Genomic DNA, 12,988 nt, shown 5'->3' on the forward strand with positions numbered 1-12,988 from the left:
GGGCGGCACGGGAATCCGTGCCGCACCGGCGGATTACTTGTCCTGGAACGGCCGCTTGGTGCTGGCCTGGCGCTTTTTCGCACGCTTCACGGTGCCGCCTGCCGTCACGCGTTCGTTGCCGCGCACCGTGACCTTCACCGGCCTCGGACGGCGCACGGGGCTTGCGTTCGGCGACACCTTGACGACCTTGACGGTGCGCGGGGCGCGGCCTTTCTTGTCATCGGCGGCTTCGGCCGCGCTGGGCAGCGCACCGGCACGACGGCCGCGGGCCGGGGCCGCTGCGGCTTCGGGCCTCCAGATCACCAGCAGCTTGCCGATATGCTGAATCGGGGCCGCGTTCAAGCGGTCGCAGATCTCGTCGTAGATCGCGATCCGTTCGTCGCGCTCGTCGCCGAACACGCGGATCTTGATCAGCTGGTGCGCGTCGAGGTGCACCTTGATTTCCTTCAGCACGGCGTCGGTCAGCCCTTCGGCGCCGATCAGCACGACGGGCTTGAGCGCATGGGCCTGGGAGCGCAGCGCGGAGCGCTCGGCGGGAGAAAGCGAAAGGGCGGGCATGGAAATGTCGAAATCTAAATAAGGGCGCGCTGACTGAAAAGCGATCGCGGGACGTTCCCGCGTCAGCCGTGCGCCGAAACCACGTAAAATCGCGGCTTGGGCCTGAAAAGGGGCCGCAGCCGCGCGAAGAAGACGCGTATTATCCGCTAAAAGCGCGGCTTCACGAAGCAATTGGCAGCAATCTCTCTCTCGAATGGCAAAAAACCGCTTCAACCAGCACTGGCTGCACGACCACATCAACGACCCGTACGTCAAAATGGCGCAGCGGGAGGGCTATCGCGCGCGCGCCGCGTACAAGCTGAAGGAAATCGACGAGCAGGACAAGCTGATCCGTCCCGGCCAGGTGATCGTCGATCTCGGCGCCACGCCGGGCAGCTGGAGCCAGTATGCCCGCAACAAGCTCGCGCAGGGCAAGAAGCGTGACGCGGAGCGCGAAGGCGGCATCGACGGCACGATCGTTGCGCTCGACATCCTGCCGATGGAGCCGATCGCCGACGTCCACTTCCTGCAGGGCGACTTCCGCGAGGACGACGTCCTCCACCAGCTGGAAGAAGTGCTCGAAGGCCGCGCGGTGGACCTTGTTATTTCCGACATGGCCCCCAACCTCTCCGGCGTGGCGTCGGCGGACGCGGCGCGCATCGAGCATCTCTGCGATCTGGCGCTCGAATTCGCGCAGAACCATCTGAAGCCGGACGGTGCGCTGCTCGTGAAGTGCTTTCACGGTAGCGGCTACAGCCAGATCGTCGAGAAGTTCAAACAGCAGTTTAAGGTTGTCGCGCCGCGCAAGCCCAAGGCATCCCGCGACAAATCGTCCGAAACGTTCATTTTGGGTCGGCAGCTGAAGCATCCGCGCTGATGCGGAGTGCGGTGCCGCAAACGGGCTCCGGCCCTTGCCAGACAAGCGAAGCGCTATCGCGGCGGTTGTCAATGCTTATGGCGGGGGTGGTCGGACTGGATTAGAATGACCGAGGGGCGCCGCAAGGAAAATGTAGGCGCTCGTCTACGAGTGAAGGAGTGGTGCTTTGAACAACAATATGTTTTCGAAGGCAGCGGTGTGGCTGGTGATCGCACTGGTGCTGTTTACGGTGTTCAAGCAGTTCGACAAGCCCCGCGTCCAGGAAGGCGTGTCCTATTCGCAGTTCATGGACGACGCCAAGAACGGCAAGGTCAAGAACGTCATCGTTCAGGGGCGCAACCTCACCGTCACTCCGGCTGATGGCCAGAAATACCAGATCGTGTCGCCCGGCGACATCTGGATGGTCGGCGATCTGATGAAGTACGGCGTGCAGGTCAGCGGCAAGGCCGACGACGAGCCGAACGCGCTGATGTCCGCGCTGTACTATCTCGGGCCGACGATCCTGATCATCGTGTTCTGGTTCTACATGATGAGGCAGATGCAGGGAGGCGGCAAAGGCGGCGCATTCTCGTTCGGGAAATCGCGTGCGCGGCTGATCGACGAGAACAACAACGCGGTGAACTTCTCCGACGTCGCGGGCTGCGACGAAGCGAAGGAAGAAGTGTCCGAGCTCGTCGACTTCCTGCGCGATCCGCAGAAATTCCAGAAGCTGGGCGGCCGCATTCCGCGCGGCGTGCTGCTGGTCGGCCCTCCGGGTACCGGCAAGACGCTGCTCGCCCGCGCGATCGCGGGTGAAGCGAAGGTGCCGTTCTTCAGCATCTCGGGTTCGGACTTCGTCGAAATGTTCGTCGGCGTCGGCGCGGCCCGTGTGCGCGACATGTTCGAGCAGGCGAAGAAGCATGCACCGTGCATCGTGTTCATCGACGAAATCGACGCGGTCGGCCGTCACCGCGGCGCCGGCATGGGCGGCGGCAACGACGAGCGCGAACAGACGCTGAACCAGATGCTCGTCGAGATGGACGGCTTCGAGGCGAATTCGGGCGTGATCGTGATCGCCGCGACCAACCGTTCCGACGTGCTCGACAAGGCGCTGCTGCGTCCGGGCCGTTTCGACCGCCAGGTCTATGTCGGCCTGCCGGACATCCGCGGCCGCGAGCAGATCATGCGCGTGCACCTGCGCAAGGTGCCGATCGCGAACGACGTCGACGCGGCGGTCATCGCACGCGGCACGCCGGGCTTCTCGGGCGCCGATCTCGCGAACCTCGTGAACGAGGCTGCGCTGTTCGCGGCCCGTCGCGGCAAGCGCATCGTCGAGATGCAGGATTTCGAGGACGCGAAGGACAAGATCTTCATGGGTCCGGAGCGCAAATCGGCCGTGATCCGCGAGGAAGCGAAGCGCGCCACCGCTTATCACGAGTCGGGCCACGCGGTGATCGCGAAGCTGTTGCCGAAGGCCGACCCGGTGCACAAGGTCACGATCATCCCGCGCGGTCGCGCGCTGGGCGTCACGTGGCAGTTGCCGGAGCATGACAACGAGACGTATTCGAAGGACTACCTGCTGGACCGCCTCGCGATCCTGTTCGGTGGCCGGGTGGCCGAAGAGCTGTTCATGAACCTGGTCAGCACCGGCGCATCGGACGACTTCAACAAGGCCACGCAGACCGCGCGTGCGATGGTGGCCCGTTTCGGCATGACCGACGCACTCGGGCCGATGGTCTACGTCGACGACGAGAACGATGCGTCGCCGTTCGGCCGCGGCTTCACGCGTACGATCTCGGAAGCGACGCAGCAGAAGGTCGACTCGGAAATCCGCCGCGTGCTGGACGAACAGTACAACCTCGCACGCCGCCTGCTCGAAGACAACCGCGACAAGGTCGAGGCGATGACGGCCGCACTGATGGAGTGGGAGACGATCGACGCCGATCAGATCAACGACATCATGGAAGGCCGTCCGCCGCGCTCGCCGAAGAGCTCGCCGGCTGTCGGCGGCGATTCGTCGGGCGGCGGCAGCGCCGAGGTCAAGCCCGGCAGCGCGCCGGCGCCGGCTACGCCGGCGGCATAATCTCCGCTTTAACGCCGTTCACGGGCTGGTGTGGCTTCACACCGGCCCGTTTTGCATTCATCCACGCCCGTTGCTCGTGTCCGATTCCGCTGTGTCCCCGTCCATTCCCGCGCCGCTCCAGTGCGGCCGCTTCGAACTGACGTTCGAACGCCCGCTCGTGATGGGCATCCTCAACGCCACGCCCGATTCGTTCTCCGACGGCGGCCGCTTCCTCGCGCGCGACGATGCGCTGCGCCAGGCCGAGCGGATGATCGCCGACGGCGCGGACCTGCTCGACATCGGCGGCGAATCGACGCGCCCTGGTGCGCCGCCGGTGCCGCTCGACGAGGAGCTCGCGCGCGTGATTCCGCTCGTCGAGGCGCTGCGGCCGCTGAACGTGCCGCTGTCGATCGATACCTACAAGCCGGCCGTGATGCGCGCGGCGCTGGCCGCCGGCGCGGATCTGATCAACGACATCTGGGGGTTCCGCCAGCCAGGCGCGATCGATGCGGTGCGCGACGGCAACAGCGGCCTGTGCGCGATGCACATGCTCGGCGAGCCGCAGACGATGCAGGTCGGCGAGCCCGACTACGGCGACGTCGTGACCGACGTGCGCGATTTTCTCGCTGCGCGTGCCGAGGCGCTGCGCAACGCTGGGGTGGCGGCGGAGCGCATCTGCGTCGACCCCGGCTTCGGATTCGGCAAGGCGGTCGTCGACGACAACTATGCGCTGCTGGCCGCGTTGCCGGACACGGCGCCGGCGCGCCCCGACGGGCGCGCCTATCCGATTCTCGCGGGCATGTCGCGCAAGTCGATGCTCGGTGCGGTGATCGGCGGCAAGCCGCCGATGGAACGCGTCGCGGCGAGCGTGGCGGCCGCGGTGTGCGCGGTCGAGCGGGGCGCCGCGATCGTGCGCGTGCACGACGTCGCGGCGACGGTCGATGCGCTGAAAGTATGGAATACCGTGCGCGCAGTCGCACGGCAACGATAAGCAAGTCAGAAAGACGAAGGAGGAAGGACTCATGGGACGTCGATATTTCGGCACGGACGGCATTCGCGGCACGGTGGGCGAAGCGCCCATCACGCCGGACTTCGTATTGCGCCTCGGCTACGCGGCCGGCAAGGTACTGGCCGGCTCGGCCGACGTCGCGGCAGGCTCGCGTCCGACGGTGCTGATCGGCAAGGACACGCGCGTGTCGGGCTACATGCTCGAAGCTGCGCTCGAGGCCGGCTTCTCGGCGGCCGGCGTCGACGTGATGCTGGCCGGCCCGATGCCGACGCCCGGCGTCGCGTACCTGACGCGTGCGCTGCGTCTGTCGGCCGGTGTGGTGATCAGCGCGTCGCACAATCCGTATCACGACAACGGGATCAAGTTTTTCTCGGCTGACGGCAACAAGCTGCCCGACGACACCGAAGCCGCGATCGAAGCGTGGCTCGACAAGCCGCTCGAATGCGCGCCGTCCGACGGTCTCGGCAAGGCGCGTCGCCTCGACGACGCGGCCGGCCGCTACATCGAGTTCTGCAAGAGCACGTTCCCGGCCGCGTTCGACCTGCGCGGCCTGAAGCTCGTGATCGATTGCGCGCACGGCGCCGCGTATCAAATTGCACCGCACGTGTTCCACGAACTCGGCGCGGACGTCATCCCGATCGGCGTCGCGCCGAACGGCTTCAACATCAACGACGGCGTCGGCGCGACCGCGCCGGACGCGCTGGTGCGCGCGGTGCGGGCGAACCATGCCGATCTCGGCATCGCGCTCGACGGCGACGCCGACCGCCTGCAGGTCGTCGACGCGACCGGCCGCCTGTACAACGGCGACGAACTGCTCTACGTGCTCGTGAAGGACCGGATCGCGACCGACGGCAAGGTCGACGGCGCGGTCGGCACGCTGATGACGAACCTCGCCGTCGAAGTCGCGCTGCAGCGCGAGGGCGTGAAGTTCGTCCGTGCGGCGGTCGGCGACCGCTACGTGCTCGAGCAGTTGCGCGAGCACGGCTGGCAGCTCGGCGCGGAAGGGTCGGGCCACATCCTGTCGCTCGACCGGCATTCGACCGGCGACGGCATCGTGTCGGCGCTGCTCGTGCTGGCGGCGCTCAAGCGCAGCGGCCGCACGCTCGCGCAGATGCTCGACGGCGTCACGCTGTTCCCGCAGAAGCTGATCAACGTGCGGATGAAGCCGGGTGCCGACTGGAAGGGCAGCGCGTCGATTCGCGCCGCGATCGATGCCGCCGAAGCCGCGCTCGCGGGCAGCGGCCGCGTGCTGATCCGCGCATCGGGCACGGAGCCCGTGCTGCGCGTGATGGTCGAAGCGCAGCAGGCGGCCGATGCGGTGCGCCATGCGGAGACGATCGCCGACGCGGTGCGGGCGGCAACGACCTGACCAGCGGCAGGCGCGCGCGGCGGTCCGGCCGCCCGCGCGCCGGCTTCCGGCGAATTCGCATGCGGCGCCTTCGGGCGCCGTCGTTTTTCTCAGACGCAAAGGTTTGCCATACCTATAAGTAACGTACTTCGGCAAACGCATTATTCCGATCTCATCGGGTATCCGACCCCACAATTTCAGCGACCGCGAAACCGGCTTCCCGCCCGGCTGACGCTGCGCTACGATGGGTCAGCACGCCCTCGAAGACAGACGCCATCCCCTCCCTCCGAGCCAGGCAATTCTTGCCGCCACCGCCGCTCCGGCGTCCCGACGCGCCGCCCGATATTCCCTTTCAACCAGTCATGTTACTGTCACGCCAGTTTCATCGATTGTCACATTATCGTCATGAGCAGCCCCTAACCTTCGCGGTGCCGTAGTCATCCGCTCACACACTGGAGGTCTCATGAAATTGATGCAAACCGCGATTGCCGGCCTGGCTGGCGCGCTTTTCGCCGTCGCCGCCCACGCTGCCGACATCACGGGCGCAGGTAGCACGTTCGCGATGCCGATCTATACGAAATGGGCTGCGGACTACCAGCAGTCCGGCGGTTCGAAGGTCAACTACCAGGGCATCGGCTCGTCGGGCGGCCTGAAGCAGATCGTCGCGAAGACGGTCGATTTTGCCGGTTCGGACGCTCCGCTGAAGGACGAAGAACTCGCGAAGGAAGGCCTGTTCCAGTTCCCGACGGTGGTCGGCGGCGTGGTGCCGGTCGTCAACGTGCCGGGCGTGAAGGCCGGCGAACTGACGCTGTCGGGCCCGGTGCTCGGCGACATCTACCTCGGCAAGATCAAGAAGTGGAACGACCCGGCGATCGCCGCGCTGAACCCGAAGCTCAAGCTGCCGGATACGGACATCGCCGTGGTCCGCCGCGCTGACGGCTCGGGCACGAGCTTCATCTGGACGAACTACCTGTCGAAGGTCAACGACGAGTGGAAGTCGAAGATCGGCGAAGGCACGACGGTCAACTGGCCGACGGGCACGGGCGGCAAGGGCAACGACGGCGTCGCGGCCTTCGTGCAGCGCCTGCCGGGCGCGATCGGCTACGTCGAGTGGGCGTACGCGAAGAAGAACAACATGACCTACACTGCGCTGAAGAATTCGACGGGCACGGTGGTCGAGCCGAAGACGGAAACGTTCAAGGCCGCAGCGGCAGGCGCGAACTGGTCGAAGTCGTTCTACCAGATCCTGACGAACCAGCCGGGCAAGGAAGCGTGGCCGGTCGTCGGCGCGACGTTCGTGCTGCTGCACGCGAAGCAGGACAAGCCGGAGCAGGGCGCGGAAACGCTGAAGTTCTTCAGCTGGGCGTTCAAGAACGGCGAGAAGGCTGCCGACAGCCTCGACTACATCTCGCTGCCGGCGACGGTCGAGACGGAAATCCGCAAGCAGTGGAAGACGAAGGTGACGGACGCTTCGGGCAAGCCGGTCGCCGCCGAGTAAGCCATCCAGCGGTTCGCTGCCCGGCCGTGCCGGTCGGGCAGTGTGTGCGGTAAAGCCGGGCGTTACGGCGCCCGGCGATCAAAAGCAGGCACCCATGTCTGATATTTCATACACGTCCTCCCGATCGCCCGACAGCGCGCAGCAGCGCGCGCCGAGCCGTCTCGGGGATGTCCTGTTCGGCGGCCTTGCGCGGCTGGCCGCGATCGTGACCCTGCTACTGCTGGGCGGGATCATCGTTTCCCTGATCATTGCGTCGTTGCCGACCATCCAGAAGTTCGGCGTCGGCTTCCTGTGGCAATCCGAGTGGGACCCCAACTCGGACATCTACGGCGCACTCGTGCCGATCTACGGCACGATCGTGACGTCGCTGATCGCACTCGTCATCGCGGTGCCGGTCAGTTTCGGCATCGCACTGTTCCTCACCGAGCTGGCGCCCGTGTGGCTGCGCCGTCCGCTCGGCATCGCGATCGAGCTGCTCGCCGCGATTCCGTCGATCGTGTACGGCATGTGGGGTCTGCTCGTGTTCGCGCCGATCTTCGCCGAATACTTCCAGAAGCCGCTCGGCCGCCTGCTCAAGGACGTGTGGGTGCTCGGCCCGCTGACGTCCGGCGCGCCGATCGGCATCGGCATCCTCGCGGCCGGCGTGATCCTCGCGATCATGATCATCCCGTACATCGCATCGGTGATGCGCGACGTGTTCGAGGTCACGCCGGTGCTGCTGAAGGAATCGGCATACGGGATCGGCTGCACGACCTGGGAAGTGATGTGGAAGGTCGTGCTGCCCTACACGAAGACCGGCGTGATCGGCGGCGTGATGCTCGGCCTCGGCCGCGCGCTCGGCGAAACGATGGCCGTGACCTTCGTGATCGGCAACACCAACCTGCTCGACAGCGTGTCGCTGTTCGCGCCGGGCAACAGCATCACGTCGGCGCTCGCGAACGAATTCGCGGAAGCGCAGCCGGGCCTGCATACGTCGGCGCTGATGGAACTCGGCCTGATCCTGTTCGTGATCACGTTCATCGTGCTGTCCATCTCCAAACTGCTGCTGCTTCGTCTCGAGAAGGGAGAGGGCAAGAAATGAGCGAGCCCATCATGAATTTCCCGGGGCCGGACGGCGCCGCGCTCGACGCGATGCGCAACCGCCTGCAGCGCAAGCGCAAGGCTGTCAACGCGATCGCGCTCACCGCGTCGCTCGGCGCGATGGCGTTCGGCCTGCTGTGGCTCGTGTGGATTCTCTACACGACGGTGCATCTCGGCGTCGGCGGCCTGTCGCTGCAACTGTTCACCGAATCGACGCCGGCGCCGAACACCGAAGGCGGCGGCCTCGCGAACGCGATCGTCGGCAGCCTGCTGCTGTGCGGCTTCGGCACGCTGGTCGGCACGCCGATCGGTATCCTCGCGGGCGTCTATCTCGCCGAATACGGGCAGAAGAACCTGCTGGCCAGCACGATCCGCTTCATCAACGACATCCTGCTGTCCGCGCCGTCGATCGTCATCGGCCTGTTCGTGTACGCGATCGTCGTCGCGAAGTCGGGGCGCTTCTCGGGCTGGGCCGGCGTGATCGCACTGGCGCTGCTGCAGATCCCGATCGTGATCCGCACGACCGAGAACATGCTGAAGCTCGTGCCGAATGCGCTGCGCGAAGCGGCCGTCGCGCTCGGCACGCCGAAGTGGCGCATGGTGCTGAAGATCACGCTGCGCGCATCGGTTGGCGGGATCGTGACGGGCGTACTGCTCGCGGTCGCGCGGATCGCCGGCGAAACGGCGCCGCTGCTGTTCACCGCGCTGTCGAACCAGTTCTTCTCGTGGGACATGAGCCAGCCGATGGCGAACCTGCCGGTCACGATCTACAAGTTCGCGATGAGCCCGTTCGCGGAATGGCAGTCGCTCGCGTGGGCGGGCGTGTTCCTGATTACGCTCGGGGTGCTCGGACTGAACGTCCTGGCGCGCTCGATCTTCTCGAAAAAGTAACGGCGGAGCAATCCGATGAATATGGCAGAAAGCCACCTGAATCCCGTCGAGCGCACCGCTGCGCCCGCCGGCACGCAAGACGCGGCGCACGGCCGTCCGCTCGCGCCGCTGAACGCGAAGATCGAGGTCAACAACCTCAACTTCTTCTACAACAAGTTCCACGCGCTGAAGAACATCAACCTGCGCATTCCCGAAGGGAAGGTGACGGCGTTCATCGGCCCGTCGGGCTGCGGCAAGTCGACGCTGCTGCGCACGTTCAACAAGATGTTCGCGCTCTATCCGGAGCAGCGCGCCGAAGGCGAAATCCTGATGGACGGCGAGAACCTGCTGACGACGAAGCGCGACATCTCGCTGCTGCGCGCGCGGATCGGCATGGTGTTCCAGAAGCCGACCCCGTTCCCGATGTCGATCTACGACAACATCGCGTTCGGCGTGAAGATGTTCGAAAAGCTCACGCGTTCGGAAATGGACGACCGCGTCGAGTGGGCGCTCACGAAGGCCGCGCTGTGGAACGAAGTGAAGGACAAGCTGGGCCAGAGCGGCTATGGGCTGTCGGGCGGCCAGCAGCAGCGTCTGTGCATCGCGCGCGGCATCGCGATCCGTCCGGAAGTGCTGCTGCTCGACGAGCCGTGCTCGGCGCTCGACCCGATCTCGACGGGCCGCATCGAAGAGCTGATCGCGGAGCTGAAGAGCGACTACACGGTCGTGATCGTCACGCACAACATGCAGCAGGCCGCACGCTGCTCGGATTACACGGCCTACATGTACCTGGGCGAGCTGATCGAGTTCGGCGAGACCGAAAAGATCTTCATCAAGCCGGTGCGCAAGGAAACGGAAGACTACATCACCGGCCGCTTCGGCTGATGACGGAGAACAACAACCATGTCGGATAAACATCTGTCGAGCCAGTTCGACGCGGACCTGAATGCCGTGTCGTCGAAAGTGCTGGAAATGGGCGGACTCGTGGAGTCGCAGATCGTCGGCGCGATGCGCGCGCTGAACGAATTCGATCGCGATACGGCCGAGAAGGTGATCGCGGCCGAGGAAACGCTGAACGCGATGGAAGTGGACATCGACCAGGAATGCGGCAACATCATCGCGCGGAGACAGCCTGCCGCACGTGACCTGCGTCTTTTGATGTCGATTTCGAAAACGATTACGAACCTCGAGCGCGCCGGCGACGAGGCAGAGAAGATCGCCAAGCGCGTGCGCCGCCTGGTCGACGAGCCGGCCGCGCGTGCGGTCAACATCGCCGAGATCAAGGTGTCGGGCGAGATGGCCGTGACGATCCTGCGCCGCGCGCTCGACGCGTTCGCGCGCCTCGATACGGTGGCCGCCGCGCAGATCGTCAAGGACGACAAGGAAATCGACATGGAATTTCGCGCGTTCGTGCGCAAGCTCGTGTCGTACATGCAGGAAGATCCGCGCACGATCTCGGTCGGCCTCGACTACCTGTTCATCGCGAAGGCGATCGAACGGATCGGCGACCACGCGAAGAACATCGCCGAATTCATCATCTACATCGTGAAGGGCACCGACGTGCGGCACCAGCCGCGCGACACGCTCGATCGCGAAGCCAACAGTTAATCGACTCCATAGGAAGAACAGAGGTGCCGATGCCCAGCAACATTCTCGTCGTTGAAGATGAGCCCGCGATTTCCGAACTGATCTCGGTGAATCTCCAGCACGCCGGTCACTGCCCGATCCGCGCTTACAACGCCGAACAGGCGCAGAACCTGATCAGCGACGTGCTGCCCGATCTCGTGCTGCTCGACTGGATGCTGCCGGGCAAGTCCGGCATCGCGTTCGCGCGCGACCTGCGCAACAACGAACGGACCAAGCACATCCCGATCATCATGCTCACCGCCCGCGGCGACGAGCAGGACAAGGTGCTCGGCCTCGAAATCGGCGCGGACGATTACGTGACGAAGCCGTTCTCGCCGAAGGAACTGATGGCGCGCATCAAGGCCGTGCTGCGCCGCCGCGCGCCGCAGCTGACCGAGGACGTCGTGTCGATCAACGGGCTGCGCCTCGACCCGGCCACGCATCGCGTCGCCGCGCACGGCGACGGCAGCGAGATCAAGCTCGATCTCGGCCCGACCGAGTTCCGCCTGCTGCATTTCTTCATGACGCATCCGGAGCGCGTGCACAGCCGCACGCAGCTGCTCGACCAGGTGTGGGGCGACCACGTGTTCGTCGAGGAGCGTACCGTCGACGTGCACATCAAACGATTGCGCGCGGCCTTGAAACCGGCCGGCTGCGATGCGATGATCGAAACCGTGCGCGGCAGCGGCTACCGCCTCGCCAAGCACGCGTAACGTATTCGGGCATGCCGCGTGACGCGGCGTGCCGTTCCTTCTTTCGGACGCTGAATCATGAACATCATCTGGGCGCGCTTTCTGGTGTCGCTCGTGCTGCTCGTGCTGATCGGCGTATTGGTCGGCGTCTTCGCCGGCCCGACCGCGGGCCTCGTGTTCGTGGTCGTGATGCTGGTCGCGCAGGGCTTTTTCAGCACCTTCCATACGCAGCGTCTGTGGCGCCTGCTCGATGCGCCCGTCTACGGCGAGGTGCCGAGCGCGCCGGGCATCTGGGGCGAGATCTACTATCGGCTGCACAAGCTCGCGAAGCAGTGGCATGCGCAGGTGCGGCAGGTCGAACAGCAGCACTCGCGTTTCATCCAGGCGATCCAGGCCTCGCCGAACGGTGTCGCGATGCTCGACGACCATGACCAGATCGAGTGGTGCAACGCGATCGCCGAAGTCCATTTCGGCCTCGATGCGAAGCGCGACCTGCGCCAGCACATCACGAACCTGGTGCGCCACCCCGATTTCGTCCGCTACCTCAATGCGCAGCATTACGACGAGACGCTGCTGATGCGCGGCATGGGCGATTCGCGACAGAACGTGCTGGCCGTGCAGGTGTTTCCGTACGGCGAGAACCGCAAGCTGCTGCTCACGCAGGACATCACCGAGCTCGAACGCACCGACGCGATGCGGCGCGACTTCGTCGCGAACGTGTCGCACGAGCTGAAGACGCCGCTCACGGTGCTGTCGGGTTTCCTGGAGACGATGCGTGAGCTGCCGCTGAACGAGGAGGACCGCGCGCGCTATCTCGACATGATGGAGCAGCAGGCGTCGCGCATGCGGCACATCGTGACCGACCTGCTGGTGCTCGCGAAGCTGGAAGGCGAGAGCAAGCCGCCGGTCGATCACGCGATCGACATGCGGGCGGTGTTCGATCATCTGAAGGAGGATGCGCAGACGCTGTCGAACGGGCATCACGACATCGCGTTCTCGATCGACGAGACGCTCGGCGTCACGGGGGCTCAGACGGAGTTGTTCAGCGCGTTCGCGAATCTCGTCACGAACGCGATCCGCTATACGCCGGACGGCGGCAAGATCGTCGTGTCGTGGCGGCGCGAGGGCGCGCAAGGCGTGTTTTCCGTCACGGACAGCGGCTTCGGGATTCCGGCCGCCGATTTGCCGCGGCTCACCGAGCGCTTCTACCGGGTCGACCGCAGCCGTTCGCGCGATACCGGCGGCACGGGCCTCGGGCTCGCGATCGTCAAGCACGTGCTGCAGCGGCACGATGCGCATCTGTACGTGCAGAGCGAGGAAGGGCGCGGCAGTACGTTCACCGCGCGGTTCCCTGGCTCGCGCGTCATCGCGATCCGGCCGGCTGCTTACGAAGCATGATCGTGTAGCGGC

12 protein-coding genes are annotated in these 12,988 nt (G+C 65.4%); 11 read left to right on the top strand and 1 reads right to left on the bottom strand.

Annotated elements, in window-relative coordinates:
- Positions 1-33: 33 nt before the first annotated feature.
- Positions 34-558 (bottom strand): YhbY family RNA-binding protein, encoded by a 525-nt coding sequence (locus SY91_RS09185; protein ID WP_012328238.1) that lies wholly within the window; start codon positions 556-558, stop codon positions 34-36.
- Between the two features lie 193 nt (positions 559-751).
- Here SY91_RS09185 and SY91_RS09190 point away from each other — a divergent pair, with 193 nt between their 5' ends.
- The 11 genes from SY91_RS09190 (at position 752) to phoR (ending at position 12,976) form a co-directional block, all read left to right on the top strand.
- On the top strand, positions 752-1,414 hold the full coding sequence (locus SY91_RS09190; RefSeq protein WP_006476343.1) for an RlmE family RNA methyltransferase: 663 nt from the start codon (positions 752-754) through the stop codon (positions 1,412-1,414).
- Positions 1,415-1,580: 166 nt separating this feature from the next.
- Positions 1,581-3,476, top strand: coding sequence for an ATP-dependent zinc metalloprotease FtsH (ftsH, locus tag SY91_RS09195; RefSeq protein WP_011694248.1), 1,896 nt, complete (start codon positions 1,581-1,583; stop codon positions 3,474-3,476).
- 28 nt (positions 3,477-3,504) lie between these two features.
- The gene (gene folP / locus SY91_RS09200) at positions 3,505-4,446 is read left to right on the top strand and encodes a dihydropteroate synthase (protein ID WP_043887053.1); all 942 of its coding nucleotides are present in this window, start codon (positions 3,505-3,507) and stop codon (positions 4,444-4,446) included.
- Between the two features lie 31 nt (positions 4,447-4,477).
- Positions 4,478-5,833: a phosphoglucosamine mutase gene (glmM, locus tag SY91_RS09205; protein ID WP_023475513.1), complete on the top strand. Its 1,356-nt coding sequence runs from the start codon at positions 4,478-4,480 to the stop codon at positions 5,831-5,833.
- A 442-nt stretch (positions 5,834-6,275) separates the two neighbouring features.
- Positions 6,276-7,310 carry a phosphate ABC transporter substrate-binding protein PstS gene (gene pstS, locus SY91_RS09210; protein WP_023475514.1) on the top strand — a complete coding sequence of 345 codons (1,035 nt, stop codon included), beginning with the start codon at positions 6,276-6,278 and terminating at the stop codon, positions 7,308-7,310.
- A gap of 94 nt (positions 7,311-7,404) precedes the next feature.
- Positions 7,405-8,391 (top strand): phosphate ABC transporter permease PstC, encoded by a 987-nt coding sequence (gene pstC, locus SY91_RS09215; RefSeq protein WP_023475515.1) that lies wholly within the window; start codon positions 7,405-7,407, stop codon positions 8,389-8,391.
- Positions 8,388-9,281, top strand: coding sequence for a phosphate ABC transporter permease PstA (gene pstA, locus SY91_RS09220; protein ID WP_011545091.1), 894 nt, complete (start codon positions 8,388-8,390; stop codon positions 9,279-9,281). The genes pstC and pstA overlap by 4 nt, the downstream gene beginning before the upstream one ends.
- A 15-nt stretch (positions 9,282-9,296) precedes the next feature.
- Entirely contained in the window at positions 9,297-10,145 is an 849-nt protein-coding gene (gene pstB, locus SY91_RS09225; protein ID WP_006490515.1) for a phosphate ABC transporter ATP-binding protein PstB, read from the top strand.
- A gap of 18 nt (positions 10,146-10,163) precedes the next feature.
- A complete protein-coding gene (gene phoU, locus SY91_RS09230) occupies positions 10,164-10,868 on the top strand; it encodes a phosphate signaling complex protein PhoU (protein ID WP_006476334.1) in 705 nt (234 codons plus the stop codon).
- A 29-nt stretch (positions 10,869-10,897) separates the two neighbouring features.
- Complete coding sequence (phoB, locus tag SY91_RS09235; RefSeq protein WP_006750313.1) at positions 10,898-11,599, top strand: phosphate regulon transcriptional regulator PhoB; 702 nt, start codon at positions 10,898-10,900, stop codon at positions 11,597-11,599.
- A 57-nt stretch (positions 11,600-11,656) separates the two neighbouring features.
- A complete protein-coding gene (gene phoR, locus SY91_RS09240; RefSeq protein ID WP_006476332.1) occupies positions 11,657-12,976 on the top strand; it encodes a phosphate regulon sensor histidine kinase PhoR in 1,320 nt (439 codons plus the stop codon).
- Positions 12,977-12,988 lie beyond the last annotated feature (12 nt).

It is taken from the genome of Burkholderia cenocepacia, assembly GCF_014211915.1.
GTDB lineage: Bacteria > Pseudomonadota > Gammaproteobacteria > Burkholderiales > Burkholderiaceae > Burkholderia > Burkholderia orbicola.